General features: G+C 72.6%; 16 protein-coding genes. 11 read left to right on the plus strand and 5 right to left on the minus strand.

Annotated features, from left to right (window positions below):
* Positions 1-257 precede the first annotated feature (257 nt).
* Complete coding sequence (aceE, locus tag OHT61_RS09930; protein ID WP_329036974.1) at positions 258-2,999, plus strand: pyruvate dehydrogenase (acetyl-transferring), homodimeric type; 2,742 nt, start codon at positions 258-260, stop codon at positions 2,997-2,999.
* 97 nt (positions 3,000-3,096) lie between these two features.
* On the opposite strand, the gene OHT61_RS09935 is transcribed toward aceE, so the two are convergent.
* Positions 3,097-3,525, minus strand: a complete 429-nt coding sequence (locus OHT61_RS09935; RefSeq protein WP_329036977.1) for a peptidase inhibitor family I36 protein — start codon at positions 3,523-3,525, stop codon at positions 3,097-3,099.
* A gap of 208 nt (positions 3,526-3,733) precedes the next feature.
* Complete coding sequence (locus tag OHT61_RS09940; RefSeq protein WP_329036979.1) at positions 3,734-5,344, minus strand: MFS transporter; 1,611 nt, start codon at positions 5,342-5,344, stop codon at positions 3,734-3,736.
* Positions 5,345-5,459: 115 nt separating this feature from the next.
* Here OHT61_RS09940 and OHT61_RS09945 point away from each other — a divergent pair, with 115 nt between their 5' ends.
* The 7 genes from OHT61_RS09945 to OHT61_RS09975 all read left to right on the plus strand — a co-directional run bounded on the left by OHT61_RS09945 (position 5,460) and on the right by OHT61_RS09975 (position 13,171).
* Positions 5,460-6,128: a TetR family transcriptional regulator gene (locus OHT61_RS09945; protein WP_329036981.1), complete on the plus strand. Its 669-nt coding sequence runs from the start codon at positions 5,460-5,462 to the stop codon at positions 6,126-6,128.
* 236 nt (positions 6,129-6,364) lie between these two features.
* Positions 6,365-7,585, plus strand: coding sequence for an alpha/beta hydrolase (locus OHT61_RS09950; protein ID WP_329036983.1), 1,221 nt, complete (start codon positions 6,365-6,367; stop codon positions 7,583-7,585).
* A gap of 97 nt (positions 7,586-7,682) precedes the next feature.
* Positions 7,683-8,585, plus strand: coding sequence for a DUF4429 domain-containing protein (locus tag OHT61_RS09955; protein WP_329036986.1), 903 nt, complete (start codon positions 7,683-7,685; stop codon positions 8,583-8,585).
* 120 nt (positions 8,586-8,705) lie between these two features.
* Positions 8,706-10,070 carry a sensor histidine kinase gene (locus OHT61_RS09960; protein WP_329036989.1) on the plus strand — a complete coding sequence of 455 codons (1,365 nt, stop codon included), beginning with the start codon at positions 8,706-8,708 and terminating at the stop codon, positions 10,068-10,070.
* The gene (locus OHT61_RS09965; protein ID WP_329036990.1) at positions 10,067-10,747 is read left to right on the plus strand and encodes a response regulator transcription factor; all 681 of its coding nucleotides are present in this window, start codon (positions 10,067-10,069) and stop codon (positions 10,745-10,747) included. Before OHT61_RS09960 ends, OHT61_RS09965 begins: the two co-directional genes overlap by 4 nt.
* Positions 10,748-10,916: 169 nt before the next feature.
* Positions 10,917-11,960 (plus strand): alpha/beta hydrolase, encoded by a 1,044-nt coding sequence (locus OHT61_RS09970; RefSeq protein WP_329036992.1) that lies wholly within the window; start codon positions 10,917-10,919, stop codon positions 11,958-11,960.
* 2 nt (positions 11,961-11,962) lie between these two features.
* On the plus strand, positions 11,963-13,171 hold the full coding sequence (locus OHT61_RS09975) for an acyltransferase family protein (RefSeq protein WP_329043179.1): 1,209 nt from the start codon (positions 11,963-11,965) through the stop codon (positions 13,169-13,171).
* Between the two features lie 4 nt (positions 13,172-13,175).
* On the opposite strand, the gene OHT61_RS09980 is transcribed toward OHT61_RS09975, so the two are convergent.
* Both OHT61_RS09980 and OHT61_RS09985 read right to left on the minus strand, forming a co-directional pair.
* The gene (locus tag OHT61_RS09980; protein WP_329036995.1) at positions 13,176-14,192 is read right to left on the minus strand and encodes an aldo/keto reductase; all 1,017 of its coding nucleotides are present in this window, start codon (positions 14,190-14,192) and stop codon (positions 13,176-13,178) included.
* Between the two features lie 3 nt (positions 14,193-14,195).
* Positions 14,196-14,651, minus strand: a complete 456-nt coding sequence (locus OHT61_RS09985) for a MerR family transcriptional regulator (protein ID WP_329036997.1) — start codon at positions 14,649-14,651, stop codon at positions 14,196-14,198.
* A 75-nt stretch (positions 14,652-14,726) separates the two neighbouring features.
* On the opposite strand from OHT61_RS09985, the gene OHT61_RS09990 reads away from it, so the two are divergent.
* Positions 14,727-15,545: a serine hydrolase domain-containing protein gene (locus OHT61_RS09990; protein ID WP_329036999.1), complete on the plus strand. Its 819-nt coding sequence runs from the start codon at positions 14,727-14,729 to the stop codon at positions 15,543-15,545.
* An 80-nt stretch (positions 15,546-15,625) separates the two neighbouring features.
* Here OHT61_RS09990 and OHT61_RS09995 read toward each other — a convergent pair whose 3' ends face one another.
* Positions 15,626-16,297: a pirin family protein gene (locus OHT61_RS09995; protein WP_329037001.1), complete on the minus strand. Its 672-nt coding sequence runs from the start codon at positions 16,295-16,297 to the stop codon at positions 15,626-15,628.
* A gap of 78 nt (positions 16,298-16,375) precedes the next feature.
* On the opposite strand from OHT61_RS09995, the gene OHT61_RS10000 reads away from it, so the two are divergent.
* On the plus strand, positions 16,376-17,575 hold the full coding sequence (locus tag OHT61_RS10000; protein WP_327118978.1) for a PucR family transcriptional regulator: 1,200 nt from the start codon (positions 16,376-16,378) through the stop codon (positions 17,573-17,575).
* A gap of 89 nt (positions 17,576-17,664) precedes the next feature.
* Complete coding sequence (locus OHT61_RS10005) at positions 17,665-18,579, plus strand: ACP S-malonyltransferase (protein WP_329037006.1); 915 nt, start codon at positions 17,665-17,667, stop codon at positions 18,577-18,579.
* Positions 18,580-18,586: the final 7 nt, after the last annotated feature.

The following is an 18,586-nucleotide window of genomic DNA, read 5'->3' on the forward strand; positions in this document are numbered from 1 at the left end:
TCCGCCATTCGGATTCGAACGGGCTTCGGGAACGCGTGGACGGGCCGGGCGTATGGTTGCGGTTCGGGCCGGACCGTCCCCGCGATGCTGATACTCGTGCCCTGGACGCGGCCTCGGCGAACCTTGTGTTACCCCACAGTAGAGGTGACGTTTGGATCCTCGCGGTACACGATGGAGGCGGCGTACAGCAGCCGCCCCGGGGGTACGTTCCCCGCAACCAGGCCCTGAAGAGCACCACCGAACAGCGAAGGAACAGCGTGGCTTCCGGATCAGATCGCAACCCGATCATCATTGGCGGCCTTCCGAGCCAGGTCCCGGACTTCGATCCCGAAGAGACCCAGGAATGGCTCGACTCCCTCGACGCCGCCGTCGACGAGCGGGGCCGTGAGCGGGCCCGCTATCTGATGCTCCGGCTCATCGAGCGCGCGCGGGAGAAGCGCGTCGCCGTGCCGGAGATGCGCAGCACCGACTACGTCAACACCATCGCCACGAAGGACGAGCCCTTCTTCCCCGGCGACGAGGAGATCGAGCGCAAGGTCCTCAACGCGACCCGGTGGAACGCCGCGGTGATGGTCTCCCGCGCCCAGCGTCCCGGGATCGGGGTCGGCGGCCACATCGCCACCTTCGCCTCGTCCGCCTCGCTGTACGACGTGGGCTTCAACCACTTCTTCCGCGGCAAGGACGACGGCCGCGGCGGCGACCAGATCTTCTTCCAGGGCCACGCCTCCCCCGGCATCTACGCCCGCGCCTTCCTGCTGGACCGGCTCAGCGAGGCCCAGCTCGACGGCTTCCGCCAGGAGAAGTCCAAGGCCGGGCACGCGCTGTCCAGCTATCCGCACCCGCGGTCGATGCCGGACTTCTGGGAGTTCCCGACGGTCTCGATGGGCCTCGGCCCCCTCGGCGCGATCTACCAGGCGCGGATGAACCGCTACATGGAGGCGCGCGGCATCGCCGACACCTCCGACTCGCACGTCTGGGCCTACCTCGGCGACGGCGAGATGGACGAGCCGGAGTCGCTCGGCCAGCTCTCCATCGCCGCCCGCGAGGGCCTGGACAACCTCACCTTCGTGGTGAACTGCAACCTGCAGCGCCTGGACGGGCCCGTACGCGGCAACGGCAAGATCATCCAGGAGCTGGAGTCCCAGTTCCGCGGCGCCGGCTGGAACGTCATCAAGCTGGTCTGGGACCGCTCCTGGGACCCGCTGCTCGCGCAGGACCGGACGGGCATCCTGGTCAACAAGCTGAACACGACTCCCGACGGCCAGTTCCAGACGTACGCCACCGAGACCGGCGCGTACATCCGGGAGCACTTCTTCGGTGACGACCCGCGGCTGCGCGACATGGTCAAGGACATGTCCGACCACCAGATCCTGCACCTCGGGCGCGGCGGGCACGACCACCGCAAGGTCTACGCGGCGTACGCGGCGGCCAAGGCCCACAAGGGCCAGCCGACCGTGATCCTGGCGCAGACGGTCAAGGGCTGGACCCTCGGCCCGAACTTCGAGGGCCGCAACGCGACCCACCAGATGAAGAAGCTCACGGCGGACGACCTCAAGCGCTTCCGTGACCGTCTGCACATCCCGATCGCCGACAAGCAGCTCGAGGACGGCAACCCGCCGTACTACCACCCGGGCCGCGACTCGGAGGAGATCCAGTACATGCACGACCGCCGCCAGGGTCTGGGCGGCTACGTCCCGACGCGGGTGGTGCGGGCGAAGCCGCTGCCGCTGCCCGACGACAAGGCGTACGCGACCGCGAAGAAGGGTTCGGGTCAGCAGTCGATCGCCACGACCATGGCGTTCGTCCGCATCCTGAAGGACCTCATGCGGGACAAGGAGATCGGCAAGCGTTTCGTGCTGATCGCGCCCGACGAGTACCGCACCTTCGGTATGGACGCGTTCTTCCCGAGTGCGAAGATCTACAACCCGCTCGGCCAGCAGTACGAGTCGGTGGACCGTGAGCTGCTCCTCGCGTACAAGGAGTCGCCGACCGGCCAGATGCTGCACGACGGCATCTCCGAGGCGGGCTGCACCGCCTCGCTGATCGCCGCGGGTTCCGCGTACGCCACGCACGGCGAACCGCTGATCCCGGTGTACGTCTTCTACTCGATGTTCGGTTTCCAGCGCACCGGTGACCAGTTCTGGCAGATGGCCGACCAGCTCTCGCGCGGCTTCGTGCTGGGCGCGACGGCCGGGCGCACGACGCTGACCGGTGAGGGTCTCCAGCACGCGGACGGCCACTCGCAGCTCCTCGCGTCGACGAACCCCGCCTGTGTCTCCTACGATCCGGCGTTCGGGTACGAGATCGCGCACATCGTGAAGGACGGTCTGCGCCGGATGTACGGCGGCGCCCCCGAGGAGAACGAGGACGTCTTCTACTACCTCACCGTCTACAACGAGCCGATCCAGCACCCCGCCGAGCCCGCCGACGTGGACGTCGAGGGCATCCTCAAGGGTGTGCACCGCCACCACGCGGGCGAGGCCGGCCGCATCCCGGCCCAGATCCTGGCGTCCGGTGTCGCGGTCCCGTGGGCGGTCGAGGCGCAGCGGATCCTCGCCGAGGAGTGGGACGTGAAGGCGGACGTCTGGTCGGCGACCTCCTGGAACGAGCTGCGCCGTGAGGCCGTGGAGGTGGAGCGCCACAACCTGCTCCACCCGGAGGAGGAGCAGCGCGTCCCCTACGTGACGCGGAAGCTGTCCGGCTCCGAGGGCCCGTTCGTCGCGGTCTCGGACTGGATGCGTTCCGTGCCGGACCAGATCGCGCGCTGGATCCCGGGCACCTACCAGTCGCTGGGCGCGGACGGATTCGGCTTCGCCGACACCCGTGGTGCGGCGCGGCGCTACTTCCACATCGACGCGCAGTCGATCGTGCTGGCCGTGCTCACCGAGCTGGCCAAGGAAGGCAAGGTCGACCGTTCGGCGCTGAAGACGGCGCTCGACCGGTACGAGCTGCTGGACGTGGCCGCGGCGGGCCCCGGCCCGGCGGGCGGCGACGCGTAACAGCCCCGGCGCGGGGCCGGAGGGCGGCGGGGCTTCACGGCCTCGCCGCCCTCCGGCGTCCCCCGGGGCGCCCACCCCGCGGAACGCACGGCTCCGGTCAGTTCTCCCAGATCTTGAACGCCCTCACCGTGTAGGGCGAGCGGGGTACCCAGGTGCCGCTGCCCGGGTACGTCTCGAACTCACCGGTCTCCGCGCATTCCCCCGACTGGTAGGTCGTGACGGGACGGCCGGTGCGGTTGACGAGTGCCTGGGCATGCCGGCCGGCCGGGAGGGGGACGCAGCTCTCGATGTCGACGGTGGACAGCTCGTGGGCCTGGGTGGCTCCCGAGAAGCCCGGCTTCGTCCAGAGGCATAGCTCGCCCGCGCCGCAGGGCGCGAGTCCCGCGGGCGCGGCCTGCGCGGCGTTGCGGGAGCGCTCGTGACCCGGGGGCCCGTGGTGGACGGCGGGCGCGGCGCCCGAGGCCAGGGCCGTGGCCGGGACGAGCGCGGTGGCCGCCAGGGCGGCGGCGAGGACGGTCGTACGCATGGTGGATCAACCCCCGTGGTCGAGCGGGCCGGACGGCTCGCATGTCCGCACTCTGACCTGCGGGGCGGCGGCCCGGGAAGGGGCGTGGCCGTGGACCACCCTGATAGGCGACAGCCCCGCCGGAACCGTCCGGCGGGGCTGTCGGATGCGCTGGGTTGACGCCCGGGGAACCGGGTCCCGCCGGGGCGGGCCGGCGTGTGGCGCGCCGTCAGATGTGTCCTGCGCCCATCCCTGCCTCGGCGTTCGCGCCGCGCTTGGTGAGGGTGGCGACGAGTGCGGCGACCACGGCGACGATGCCCGCGACCATGAAGGCGGAACTCATTCCGGACACGAACGTGTCATGGGCGACGTCCGAGATCTTCGCCGCGATCTCCGGCGGGGTGCCCGGGGCGATCGGCGGCATGCCGACCTTGATGGCGGAGGATGCCTGGTCCAGCTGGTCCGGGGTGGCCGGCGGGAGCTCGGCGGACTTCCAGTTGTCGCCGAGCGTCGCGTCGACCCGCGAGGCCATCACGGCGCCCAGCACGGCGGTGCCGAGGCTTCCGCCGACCTGCATGGCGGCCTGCTGGAGCCCGCCCGCGACGCCGGAGAGCTCCATCGGCGCGTTGCCCACGATGACCTCGGTGGCCCCGACCATGACCGGCGCGAGACCGAAGCCGAGGAGCGCGAACCAGAGGGACATGGTCAGCGTGCCGGTGCCGACGGTCAGCTGCGACATGCCGAACATGGCGACGGCGACGGAGACCATTCCGCCGACGAGCGGCACGCGGGGACCGAACCGGGTGATGGCGGCGCCGGCGAGCGGCGAGCCGACGATCATCATCCCGGTCAGCGGCAGCAGGTGCAGGCCGCTGTCGACCGGGCTCATCCCGTGGACGTTCTGGAGGTAGAAGGTGACGAAGAACAGGCCGCCCATGAAGGCGAACGCCATCAGCACCATCAGGACCACACCGGCCGAGAGCGGCACCGAGCGGAACATGGCCAGCGGGATAAGCGGCTCGCGCACGTTCTTCTGGGAGAGCGCGAACACGACGAACAGGACGAGCGAGGCGCCCAGGAAGCCGAGGGTCCTCGCGTCGCCCCAGCCCCACTCGGAGCCCTTGATCAGCGACCAGATCAGGCAGAACATCGCCTGGGACAGCAGGACGATGCCACCGATGTCGAAGGACCTCGGCGCGTTGGCCGCGCGGTGGTCCCTGAGGATCACGAGTCCGAAGACGAGCGCGATCACGCCGACGGGCACGTTGATGAAGAACACCGACTGCCAGCTGACGTGCTCCACGAGCACACCGCCGAGGATGGGCCCGCCCGCGGTCGAGGCGCCGATCACCATGCCCCAGATGCCGATCGCCATGTTCAGCTTCTCGGCGGGGAAGGTGGCCCGCAGCAGGCCGAGCGCCGCGGGCATCAGCAGCGCGCCGAAGAGGCCCTGCAGCACGCGGAAGACGATCACCAGGAACACGCTGTCGGACAGGCCGATGGCCGCGGAGGCGGCGGCGAATCCCGCGATCCCTATCAGGAACGTCTGACGGTGGCCGAAGCGGTCGCCGAGTTTGCCGGCGGTGATCAGGGAGACCGCGAGGGCGAGCATGTAGCCGTTGGTGATCCACTGGACGTCGGCGAGCGAGGCGCCGAGGTCCTGCTGGATGACGGGGTTGGCGATCGCGACGATCGTGCCGTCCAGCGCCACCATCATCACGCCGATGGCGACGGCGAAGAGCGTCAGCCACGGGTGGCCGCGCAGCCCTTTCGCCGGTGCGGGGACGACGGTGTCCTGAGGCTCCCGCGGCGCCTTCTCGACTGTGGTCTGACTAGTCATGCGCTGGAGATTATGTCAGCCACTGACAGTCGACAAACCAATTCACAAGACGGTAACCGTCATGTAGCTCACAGGTAGGCTGATCTGCGCAAAGCAGTGGAAAGAGGTCCAGCACGTGACACGCAGGCAGACACCGGGCCCCCCTCCTCCCGGGGCCCCGGCCGGATTGCGCGAGCGCAAGAAGGCGCGCACCCGTGAGGCTCTGCTGCGGGCCGCTCTCGGACTCTTCGCCGCCCAGGGGTACGACACGACCACCGTCGACGAGATCGCCGACGCGGTGGAGGTCTCCCAGCGCACCTTCTTCCGCTACTTCGCGAACAAGGAGGCGGCCGCCTTCGCCGTACAGGACGCCATCGAGGCGCGCTTCCTCGTCGAGCTCCGTCAACGGCCCGCAGCGGAGACCCCTTTCGAGGCAATGCGCCGCGCGATCCTGATCGCCTGGAACGCCGCTCCCGAGACGGCCGGCAGCGACGACACCGCCGAACTCCGGATCCGCACCTACCGCATGATCGAATCGACCCCGGCACTGCTCGCCGCGCACATGCGGCGGAGCGTCGGCCTGGAGCGGCAGACCACCCTGGTGGTGGCGGAGCGTGAGGGTCTGGATCCGGAGACGGATCCGCGCCCCCGGGTCGCGGTCGCGGCGTTCGCCGGGGTGATGCGCCTGACCGGCCAGTTGTGGAGCGGCGGCCGGGACGGCGGCCTGGAGGCGCTCGCGGAACTGACCGAACTCCACCTGGATCACCTCGGACCTGCGCTCTCCGAGAACTGGCGCGCCGCATAGGAACGCGCTCACCCGAACCGCACACATGTGCCGGACACCTCATCGTGAGGACATGGCCGAACTCACAACACGCGGAACGTATCCGGCATTTCGGACATCGACAGTCCGTCGGGCGCGCCTGAGTGTGCGTCCGGCGCGCACGGAGCGTGAGAGACGGGTGGCCAATTCCCTTCGCCCGAGTGATCCGTGTCACCCCTGCGACGACCTCGGGTGCGCGTCTCCTAGGGTGGGGCGCAGTGACTTCCTTCGACTCCTCCCCCACGATCACCGCATGGCGCGCACTGCTCGCCATCGCGGTCGTGTTCGTGATGCTGGCGACCACCGGATGGACCGCCGTGCGCCACCAGCACGCAGCCGCGCCGCGCGAGATCGCGCTCGCCTCCTGGGCGAAGGACCGTATAGCCGGTCACGCGCTGCCGGACCCCGAAGCCCCGGCCTACCGGCTGGCCCACTTCTTCGCGACGCTCACGGCGGGCCAGCAGGTCGCTCTGGCCGACTCGTACCCGCTCGTGGTGGGGAACCTGAACGGCGCGCCGTCCGCCCTGCGCTACCGGGCCAACCGGCACGCGCTGGCGGACGCGGAGACGGCGGAGCAGCAGCGCGCGAAGGACGTGCGGCTGTCACCGGACGGGCGCCGGCAGGCCGTACTCCGGCTGGAACGCTTCCGGTCCCTCCTCGCGGGGGACCGCCAGATCCTGGCCTTCGACCCCTCCGGACGCGGCCGTGCGGCCGAGGTCTTCGGCGACCTGGACCGCGCCGACCGGGTCTCGGTCGTGGTGCCGGGGGTCGACACGAATCTGCTGACCCTGGAGCGCACCGGCCCCAAGACGAACGCCGCGCCCGTCGGCATGGCGCGGTCGCTGTACGGCGCCGAGCGCGCGGCACGCCCCGGCTCCCGTACGGCCGTCATCGCTTGGGCCGACTACACGGCGCCCGCCGGCATCGGCATGGACGCGGTGCTGGGCGGGCTCGCGAGGGAAGGTGCTGAGCGACTGAACGCGCTGGTGAGCGGGTTGCCGGGGCTCTCGGACGTGACACTGGTCTGCCACAGCTACGGCTCCGTGGTGTGCGGGGTCGCCGCCCGCGCCCTGCCGTCCAGGGTGTCCGACATCGCGGTCGCGGGAAGCCCGGGGATGCGCGCGGACAGCGCGGCCGGCCTCCACACCCGGGCGCGGGTGTGGGCGATGCGGGACAGCGGTGACTGGATCGCCGACGTACCGAATCTGGCGGTCGGCGGACTGGGCCACGGTGCGGATCCGGTCGACCCGGACTTCGGTGCCCGGATCGTGTCCGCGAGCGGGGCGGTCGGGCACAGCGGCTACTTCGAGCCGGGCACGGAGAGTCTCGACAACTTCGCCGCGATCGGCGTGGGCGCCTATGACTCGGTCAGTTGCGCGAACAGCGATCAGGCGTGCCACCGGGAAATCTCCGGTGACGCGGACGGCCGACGCGCGTAGAAACTCGTCCGGCGCGCGTGAGAACGGCGAACGGCCTGCCCGATTTCGCCTGTACCGAGGGGGGACGTGCGGGGCCGTGCCACATACGATGAGGCACATGGGTGATGTGCTGGCCGGAATTCATGCCACCTGGGAGTTCGACACGGACTCCTTGCTCATCCGCTTCGAACGGGGGATCCGCACGCCGAGGCTCTTGCAGAGCCTGCGTGAACGCCGCGTTCCGTACGCGGCGTTGTCGGCGGTGACACTGACCCCCGGCAAGCGGAGCACGGTGGTTCTGCACGCGGTGCCGAGACCGGGCGCCGATCCGCTGCTCGAGGCCGCGGCCGGGCAGCTCAAGGAGGGCTGCGACCCCTACCGCCTGGTGCTGCCCGCCGAGCGGGAGACGCTCGCCGACTACTACGCCGAAGAACTGCGGGCCGTGCTGGGCCCCGAGGCCTCCCTGCCCGCGGAGCGCTTCATGGTGACGGCCCCCGAGGCGCCCGTGCACTTCAAGGCGTACGACGGCCGGGCGGGGTTCGACGGGACCGTGGTCTCCTTCCGCTGGTACTGGACGGGTGCGTCCAGCGCCAAGTGGAAGGCGGGCGACCAGACGTTCGCGGTGGCGGACCTGGGCGGGATCGAGTGGCGCTCCCCCGAGGCGTTCGAGGGGTATCTCCGGCTGGTGCCGCGCGGCGCCGAACCGGGCGCATCGGGGCAGGACACGGCGCCGCTCCCGTCCGCGCCGCGCGTGCAGCCGGACCAGGACCCCGCCTCCGTGGTGTTCGGCCTGGGATACGGGCAGGTCCACGAGTCTCTGCCCTTCGCCGCGGCGGTCCTGGAGTCCGTCCGGCGCACCCAGCCGGTACCGGTCGCGACGGCGCCCGTCCCCGTGGGCGGCCGGCGCGATCCGGCGGACATCGCCGAGCGGATACGGCACCTCGGCGACCTCCACCGGGCCGGTCTGGTCACGGACGCCGAGTACACCGCGAAGAAGACGGAACTGCTCGCCGAGCTGTAGACGGCCCCGGCGGGCCTCAGCGCTACCCGGCACCCCTACTCCGGTACGGGTGCCGGGGTCCGCGGCCGGCCCCCTGGTATGACGCCCTCCGGCGTACTCCGTGCCTACCCTGACCGGATCATGACCACGTCTCCCGCCGGGCCGCCGCCCCCGTCCACGCCCTCCGCGGACGGTCCGCCGAGCGCCGCCCGCCGCAGTCTGCGCGAGCTCGCCCACGCGCTGTCCCGCGCCTCCCACCCGCCGGTCCCGCCGTTCGCGGACTCACCGAGCCGCTGGCTGCGGCTGCTCCCGTACGCGGTGGTGACCGCCCTGACCGCCGTGTTCGTCCCCGTCACGATCCAGGTGCTGGCCGACGACTACCACCTGGGCGGCGGGGTCGCCGGAGCGCTGGCGGTCGGGCAGACCGCCCCCCTGCTCATGCTGGCGCACCGCCCGCTGCAGGCCTGGTGGATCGTCTTCACCGCCGACACCGTGGGCGCCGTGGTGCTGCTGGGACAGCCCCCGGACCCGGACGTCATCTGGCCGTGGCCCCCGCCCACGCTGATCGGCTGCCTGTTCGTGCTGCTGGCCCTCGGACTGCGCGAACGCCGGACCACGGTGATCGGCGTCTGGCTGGTCACCGCGCTGGCGGGGCTGGCGCTGCACCTGGCCGCGCCAGCCCGCAGCGACGGCGGCGCGCTGCTGCTGCTCGTCCTCGGCGGGGTGGTGCTGGTCATCGGCGCCGCCGTGCGCGAGCGGAGCGAGGTCCAGCGCCGGCTCGTCGAGCAGGAGACCATCAGCGAGGCCGAGCGGGCGCAGCGCACGCTGCTGGAGGAGCGCACCCGGATCGCCCGTGAGCTGCACGACGTGGTCGCGCACCACATGTCGGTGATCACGGTGCAGGCCGACTCGGCCCCGTACCGGGTGGCCGGGCTCTCCGCCGAGGCGCGCGCCGAGTTCGCGTCGATCGCGGCCGGCGCCCGGGAGTCCCTGGCCGAGATGCGGCGGCTGCTGTCCGTGCTGCGCAGTGACGGCAGCCGGGGCGAGCTGTCCCCGCAGCCGGGGCTGGACCGGGTGCAGCAGCTGGTGGAGGCGACGGTACGCGCGGGGCTCCCGGCCGAGCTGTCGCTCGCCGCGGGGGTGCGGGAGGCGGTGGAGCGGGGCGAGGTCCCGCAGGCCGTGGACCTGTCGGCGTACCGCATCGTGCAGGAGGCGCTGGCCAACGTGGTGCGGCACGCGCCGGGTGCGCCGACCAGGGTGTCGGTCTCGGTGCGGGACGGCCGGCTGACGGTGCTGGTGGTCAACGGGCCCGCGCGGGGCCCGGGTTCGCCCCTGGAGGTGTCGGGGACGGGACACGGGCTGGTGGGCATGCGCGAACGCGTACGGTTGACCGGCGGCAGCCTCGACACCGGCCCGCTGCCGGACGGGGGCTTCCGGGTGGCGGCCCGGCTCCCGCTGCCGCCGTCCCGCCCGCCCTCGGCAGTACCGACCCCGGAGGACCTGTGACCATCCGCGTGATCATCGTCGACGACCAGGCCATGGTGCGGGCGGGGTTCGCCGCCCTGCTGTCCGCCCAGGCCGACATCGACGTGGTGGGCGAGGCACCGGACGGGCGGCGGGGTGTGGAGGTCGGCAGGGCCGTGCATCCCGACGTCGTGCTGATGGACGTCCGGATGCCGGAGATGGACGGACTGGCGGCGGCCCGCGAGCTGTTGAGCCCGCCGGCCGGGGTGGTCCACCGGCCGAAGGTCCTCATGCTCACCACGTTCGACGTGGACGACTACGTCTACGAGGCGCTGCGCGCCGGGGCCTCCGGCTTCCTGCTGAAGGACGCCCCGCCCGCGGACCTGATCTCGGCGGTGCGGGTCGTGGCGGCGGGCGACGCGCTCCTCGCGCCGTCCGTGACCCGGCGGCTCATCGCGGACTTCGCGCGGCAGCGCCCCGCGGTGCCGGCAGGAGGCCCCGCGCTGCGGCTGAACGGCCTGACCCCCCGGGAGCGGGAGGTCCTGGAGCTGATCGCCCGGGGCCTGTCGAACCAGGAGATCGCGGCGCGGCTGGTGCTGGCCGAGCAGACCGTGAAGACGCACGTCGGCCGGGTGCTGGCCAAGCTCGGCGTCCGGGACCGGGCGCAGGCGGTGGTCTTCGCGTACGAGTCGGGGCTGGTGGCCCCCGGGGACCAGTAGCCGGGGGCGGCTTCCCCCCGCACGGCGGTGGGGGTCTCCCCCCGTACTCCCCCTACCCCGGTATCACCGCGCAGTTGGCTCCCCGGGGTGACGCACGGTCACCTGCCGCCCGCCTACTTTCCTCTCCGGCACGCCGTCCGGCGTGCTCACACCGGACGGGGAGGGCACGATGCGACGGTTCGCGAGGACGCTGGCCGCGGTCGCACTGGCGGCCACAGTGGTGGCGGGGACGGCGGGATGGGCGTCCGGGACCGGTCAGCGGGCGGTGACGGGGCCGCCGCCGGGCAGCGCCTCATGGCGGGCCGACGGGGCGCTGGGGCGGCAGCTGCCGGACCCGGGCAGCGCGGCGCCGGACGACGTGGCGCTCTTCTTCGCCGGGTTGGGCGACCGGGAGCGGCAACTCCTGCTGGAGCGCCACCCCTCGGTCGTCGGCAACCTCGACGGGACGCCGCTGGAGCTCCGCTACCGCGCCAACGCCCTTGCGCTGAGGGCCTCCCCGGACCCACGGCTCATCCGTCTCGGCGCGCCCGGCCGGCAGATCCTCGCGTTCGACCCCCGGGGCCGCGGCCAGGTCGCCGAGGTGTTCGGCGACCTGCGCACGGCACGGCACGTGTCCGTCGTCGTCCCCGGATCGGACATCGACGCAGGAACCTTCGACCGGAGGAACGACGTGTACGGCACGCCGGCGGGCATGGCGAAGTCGCTGTACGCCGAGACGGGTCCGGGCAGCGCGGTGATCGCCTGGGCGGGTTACACCACGCCGGTCGGGCTCGGCCTGGACGCGGCGACCGGGGGCCTGGCCGAGGCCGGCGCCCGACGGCTGACCCGGTTCGCGGCGGGGCTGGCGGCCGACGGCCTGCCCTCGCCCGTCGTGTTCTGCCACAGCTACGGCTCGGTGGTCTGCGGGCTCGCGGCCCCCGGTCTCGGCGCCACGGATCTGGTGGTGCTCGGCTCCCCCGGGATGCGCGCCGACGACGTGGCCGGTCTGCGCACCGGGGCGCGCGTCTGGGCCGCCAAGGACGACACCGACTGGATCGACGACGTGCCGCACGTCCGCGTCGCGGGTCTCGGGCACGGCCCGGACCCTGCCGGCGCGGCGTTCGGTGCCCGCCGGGTGCCCGCCGAGGACGCGAAGGGCCACACCGGGTACTTCGCTCCCGGCACGGACTCGCTCCGCGCCTTCGCGGCCATCGCCGAGGGGGGCTCCCGGTGAGCGTGGGAGTGCGGCAGGTGGTCTCCCGGATCGACGCGGCCACCCCGGGCCACCGCGACCGTGCGGTCGACGGGCTGCGCGCCCTCGCGCTGATGGCCGTGCCGACGGGTCACTGGCTCCTCGGAGGGTTCACCCGGGACGACGACGGCACCCTGCACAACGCCAGCCCGCTGTCCGCGTTCGGCGGGTTCGCCCCGGTGAGCTGGGGGCTCCAGATGCTGGGCGTCTTCTTCCTCGTCGGCGGCCGCGCCTCCGTCCTCTCCTACCACCGCAGGCCGTCCACCGGCAGGGCGTGGCTGCGCGGCCGCATGGTCCGGCTGGGCAGGCCGGTGCTCGGGGTGACCGCCGTGTGGGCGCTGATGATCCCGCTGCTGTACGCCGCCGGGGTGCCCGGGGACACCCTGCGCACGGGGGCGAAGCTGGTGATCCAGCCGCTCTGGTTCGTGGGGGTGTACGCCGTGGTCACGGCGCTCACGCCCTGCTGCGTGCGCCTGGCCCGGAGGTTCGGCGGGTGGGCGGCGGCCCCGCTGATCGGGTCCGTCGCGGTGGTCGACTTCCTGCGCTACGGGCCGTACGCGGACGCCGTGCCGCCCTGGACCGGGCTGCTGAACATCCTTCCCGGGTGGCTCTTCGCCTATCAGCTCGGCGTCTGCTGGGGGCAGGGCCGTCTCTCCGGGCGCGGAGCCCGGCTCCTGCTCGTCGGTGGCACCGCCCTGTTCGCCCTGCTGCTGCTCGGCCTGCACTACCCGGCGTCGATGGTCGGCGTACCGGGTGAGGCGCGGACCAATTCGCATCCGCCGTCACTGCTGGTCCTCGCGCTGGCCTCGGCGCAGAGCGGCGCGGCGGTCCTGCTGCACGGACGGATCGGCCGGGCGCTGCGCCGTCCCGCTCTCTGGGCCCCCGTCGTGGTGGTCAATCTGTCGGCGATGACGATCCTGTGCTGGCACCAGACGGCGATGCTCGCCGCCGCGGTCCCGGCCTCCCTGGCCGGCGTGGTGCCGGGGCTGACGACGAGCCCGGACTCGGCGGGCTGGATCGTGGCGCGACTGGCGTGGCTGCCGGTGTTCGCCGCTCTGCTGGTGCCGATCGCGCGGTACGCCCGCCGCTTCGAGGAGCCCTGGGAGCCGGGCGGCCGGGCGGGGAACGTCCGCCGGGCCGCCGCCGGACTGCTCGCGGCGGGCTTCGCGGTGTTCGCCCTGCGGCTGGCCTGAGCGGTTATTCGCGTGCGGTGGCCGTGCTGCTCATGTCCGGGTAGCGGTCGCCCGCCACCTGGCCCGCGAGGGGTTCCAGCGCCAGGAGTTCCCGCTCGGACAGCGTCAGCCGGGTCGCGCCGGCGTTCTCCAGCAGGCGGCTGCGCCTGCGCGTGCCCGGGATCGGCACGACGGACAGGCCGTGCACCTCGGACCGCTGCTGCACCCAGGCGAGGGCGACCTGCGCGGCCGTCGCGCCGTGTGCGGCCGCGATCTCGTGCACCGGCTCCAGCAGAGCCGAGTTGGTCCTCGCGTTCTCGCCGGTGAAGCGGGGCTGGTGGGTGCGGAAGTCGTCCGCGCCCAGCTCCTTGCCGGCGTCCGCGAACGCGCCGGTCAGGAATCCGCGCCCGAGCGGGGAGTACGGCACCAGGGTCACCCCGAGCTCGGCGGCCGCCGGGACGGCGCTCCGCTCGACGTCCCGGCTGAAGAGCGACCACTCGGACTGCAGGGCGGCGATCGGGTGCACCGCGTGGGCCTCGCGCAGTTCCGCCCCGGTCACCTCGCTCAGGCCCAGCTGCCCGACCTTGCCCTCCCGCACCAGTTCGGCCATCGCGCCGACCGATTCGGCGAGCGGGACGAGCGGGTCCCGGCGGTGCATGTAGTACAGGTCGATGACGTCGGTGCCCAGCCGGCGCAGGCTCGCCTCGACGGCCCGACGGATGTACGCCGGGTCGTTGCGTACCCCGCGGTAGTGCGGGTCGTCGGTCCGCTCAATGGCGAACTTCGTGGCCAGCGTGATCTCGTCGCGGTGCGCGGCGACGAACGGCGCGAGGAACGTCTCGTTGGCGCCGCGGCCGTAGACGTCCGCGGTGTCGAACAGGGTGACGCCCGCTTCCAGCGCGGCCTCCAGGGTGTCCCGGGCCGCCGCCTCGTCGGTGTCGCCGTAGAACTCGCTGATCCCCATGCAGCCGAGGCCCTGGACTCCGGTCCGGGGGCCGTCGGTCCCGAGCGTCGTCGTGGCGATCTTTCCGGTACCGGTCATTCGTCAGGCCCTCTCCGACGCCGCGCGGGCGCCGCCATAGAAGTCGATCTTGAAGTCGAGGACGGCGAGCGTGCCCTGCAGCTCGGCGATCCGCTCCCTCACGTCGCGGCGGGTCGCCTCCAGCAGCTCCTGGCGTTCGGCAAAGGTGTGCTCGCCCTCGCGGACCAGCTCCGCGTACCTGACCATGTCGGCGACCGGCATCCCGGTGAGCCGGAGCTTGCCCACGAAGGCCAGCCAGTCCAGGTCGCGGTTGGTGAAGCGGCGCTGGCCCGTGTGCGAGCGGTCGACGTGCGACATCAGCCCGATCCGTTCGTACCAGCGCAGCGTGTGGGCGGTGAGCCCGCTGAGCGCGACGACCTCGCTGATGGTGTAGCGGTCCTGCCCCTCGGGGCGCGGATGCGCCTTGGGGGCGGAAGCGCAGGTGTCCGTCCGTGCGGAAGTGCTCTCCATCACCGTCATGCCCCCACGCTAGAACCTTGGAGTGCACTCCAGGCAAGCGCGGCCGGGTGGCGTTCGCCGTTTAGGCTCGTACCCATGCAGAGCCTCGCGATGATCGAGAACTGGCCCGTACCCACCGCGGCCGCCGCCGTCGTCACCGCGGACGGCACCACGGTGGGCGCCCACGGTCCCACCGCGCACCGCTTCCCGCTGGCCTCCGTCAGCAAGCCGCTCGCGGCCTACGCGGCGCTGGTGGCGTACGAGGAGGGCGCCGTCGAGCTGGACGAGCCGGCCGGGCCCGAGGGCTCCACGGTGCGCCACCTCCTCGCGCACACCAGCGGCCTCGCCTTCGACGAACACCGGGTCACGGCGGCACCCGGCACGCGGCGCCTCTACTCCAACGCGGGCTTCGAGGTGCTGGGCGACCACATCGCGAAGGCGACCGACATCCCGTTCCCCGAGTACGTGCGCCAGGCGGTGCTGGAGCCGCTGGGCATGACGGCGACGACGCTGGAGGGCTCGCCCGCCAAGGACGGCGTCTCGACCGTGGACGACCTCGCGCGCTTCGCCGCGGAGGTGCAGGCCCCCCGGTTGCTCGATCCGCGCACGGTGCTGGCGGCGCAGACCGTCGTCCACCCCGGCCTCAAGGGCGTGCTCCCCGGTTACGGACACCAGAACCCCAACGACTGGGGGCTGGGCTTCGAGATCCGCGACTCCAAGGCGCCGCACTGGACGGGATCCTCGTCCTCGCCCGCCGCCTTCGGGCACTTCGGCCAGTCCGGCACCTTCCTGTGGATCGACCCGGCGGCCGGCGCGGCCTGTGTCGCGCTGACGGACCGGGCCTTCGGGCCGTGGGCCGCCGAGGTCTGGCCGGAGTTCACCGACGCGGTGCTGGCGGAACTCGCCTCCCGCTAAGGGGAGCGCGCCTCCGGGACGCACCTGGGGGACGCACCCCTGAAAATCCGCCGGGACGCACGGCCGGGGCGCACCCGACCTCACACCGAGGCGAGCTCCCAGACCAGGGTCTCGGACCGCTCCAGCGCCTCCAGCTCCAGACCGCTCGCCCCGGTGATCCGCGCCGAGTCGCCCGGACCCAGCTCCTCGCCCCCGAGGAGCACCCGCCCGCGCACGACGTGGACGTAGACGCCCACCGCGTCGGGCACGGCGGTGCGTTCGCCCTCGGACTGGCGGCGGACGTGGAGCATCGCACCCGCCTCCGGCAGGGCGTACGGCGTGGAGTCCGCTATCCCGGCGACGTGGGTGTACGCGGGTTCGCCACCGGGCTCCAGGGGCGCCAGCCACATCTGAACGAACGTCAGCGGGCTTGCCCCGTCGTTGCGCTCGACATGACGCACGCCGCCGCCCGAACTGAGGTGCTGGACGTCACCGGCCCGTACGACGGTGGCGTGCGCGGCCGAGTCACGGTGGGTGAGTTCGCCCTCCACCACCCACGTGACGATCTCGGTGTGGCTGTGCGGGTGCTCGTCGAAGCCGGCCCCCGGGGCGAGACGCTCCTCGTTGCACGCCAGGATCGGGCCGAACCGCAGGTTGTCCGGGTCGTAGAACCGCCCGAAGGAGAAGGCGTGCAGCGTCTCGATGCCCGCGGAGTCACCCGTGGCCGGGTCCCCGCCGCGGAAGCGGTCGCCGGAGCGGCGTACGTCCATCACGTCCCCACGGTATCCCCGGTGGCCGGTCGGCCGCCCCGCCCCTCCGGGTTCGTGTCCCGATAAGGCAGTCTTGTGTCCGTGCCCCGACCCGATCCTGAGCAGCCCGCCGCGAACGACGCCCATCTCCACGCCGCGACCCTGAAACGCCTGGAGCAGTCCTCCGGCCGGCTGGCCGCCAACGCCATCGCCCGCATGGACGAGGCGCTTCCGTGGTACCGGGCCATGCCCCCGGAGAACCGGTCCTGGATCGGCTTGGTCGCCCAGGCCGGCATCGCCGCGTTCACGGAGTGGTTCCGTCACCCGGAGACGCCGCAGGCGATCTCCACCGACGTGTTCGGCACCGCTCCGCGCGAGCTGACCAGGGCCATCACCCTGCGCCAGACCGTGGAGATGGTGCGTACGACGATCGAGGTCATGGAGGCCGCGATCGACGAGGTCGCGGCGCCCGGCGACGAGTCGGTGCTGCGTGAGGCCCTGCTCGTCTACGCGCGCGAGATCGCCTTCGCCACCGCCCAGGTGTACGCGCAGGCCGCCGAGGCCCGCGGCGCGTGGGACGCCCGGCTGGAGTCGCTCGTCGTGAACGCGGTGCTGTCGGGCGAGGCGGACGAGGGTGCCGTGTCCCGGGCGGCGGCGCTCGGCTGGAACTCCCCCGAGCACGTCTGCGTCGTGCTCGGCACCGCCCCGGAAGGGGACAGCGAGCTCACCGTGGAGGCCATCCGGCGGGCCGCGCGGCACGCGAAGCTCCAGGTCCTGACCGGAGTGCTCGGCCACCGCCTGGTCGTGATCGCCGGCGGCAGCGACAACCCCCTGAACGTGGCGAAGTCGCTGATCGGCCCGTACGCCGCCGGCCCCGTCGTCGCCGGGCCCGTGGTGCCCGACCTGCTCGCGGCCACCCGGTCCGCGCAGGCGGCGGCGGCCGGGCTCAAGGCTTGTTCGGCGTGGCAGGACGCGCCGCGCCCCGTGTTGTCGGACGATCTCCTTCCGGAGCGCGCGATGGCGGGTGACCCGGCCGCACGCGATCAGCTGGTGGAGGAGATCTACAGACCGCTCGAAGAAGCGGGCTCGGCACTTCTGGAGACGTTGAGTGTGTATCTCGAACAGGCGAGCAGCCTGGAGGGCGCGGCCCGGATGCTGTTCGTGCACCCCAATACCGTGCGCTACCGGCTGCGACGTGTGACCGACGTCACCGGATGGTCACCCTCGGACGTGCGTTCCGCGTTCACGCTGCGGATCGCCCTCATCCTGGGGCGCTTGGCCGACGGCGACTCCCAGCTCTAGACTTTTGTCGAACTTCAACAATTCCCCTGACGGTTCTTCGTCCCTGTCCCCACGGGCGTCCGGGGCCGTCCACAAGAGAGAGTGTGAGGGTGCTCGTACTCGTCGCTCCCGGCCAAGGCGCTCAGACGCCCGGCTTCCTGACTCCCTGGCTCGAACTCCCCGGTGCCGCAGACCGCATCGCGGGCTGGTCCGAGGCCATCGGGCTCGACCTCGCCCACTACGGCACGAAGGCGGACGCGGACGAGATCCGCGACACGGCGGTGGCCCAGCCGCTGCTCGTCGCCGCCGGTCTCCTCTCGGCGTCCGCCCTGGACGCCTCCCCCGACCTCGTCGCGGGCCACAGCGTCGGTGAGATCACCGCCGCCGCGCTCGCCGGCGTCGTCGAGGACGAGGCGGCGCTCCGCTTCGTCCGCACCCGGGGTCTCGGCATGGCCGAGGCCGCCGCGATCACCGAGACGGGCATGGCCGCCCTCCTCGGCGGCGAACCCGAGGTCACGGTCCCGCACCTGGAGAAGCTGGGGCTCACCCCGGCCAACGTCAACGGCGGCGGCCAGATCGTCGCCGCGGGCACCGCGGCGCAGATCGCCGCCCTGCTCGACGACATGCCGGAAGGCGTGCGCCGGGTGGTTCCCCTCAAGGTGGCGGGCGCGTTCCACACGCACCACATGGCTCCGGCCGTGGACAGGCTCCGCGACGCCGCCGCCGCCCTGAAGGTCGCCGACCCGAAGGTGACGTACGTGTCGAACGCCGACGGGAAGACGGTCGCCACCGGCGACGAGGTCATCTCGCGGCTCGTCGGCCAGGTCGCCAACCCGGTCCGCTGGGACCTGTGCATGGAGACCTTCAAGGCCCTCGGTGTCACGGCCATCGTCGAGGCGGCGCCCGGTGGCACGCTGGTCGGGCTCGCCAAGCGCGCGCTGCCCGGCGTGAAGACCCTCGCGCTCAAGACCCCCGACGACCTCGACGCCGCCCGCGCGCTCATCTCCGAGCACGCGGGTGCCTAAGGAGCCC

The organism is Streptomyces sp. NBC_00178 (assembly GCF_036206005.1).
GTDB lineage: Bacteria > Actinomycetota > Actinomycetes > Streptomycetales > Streptomycetaceae > Streptomyces.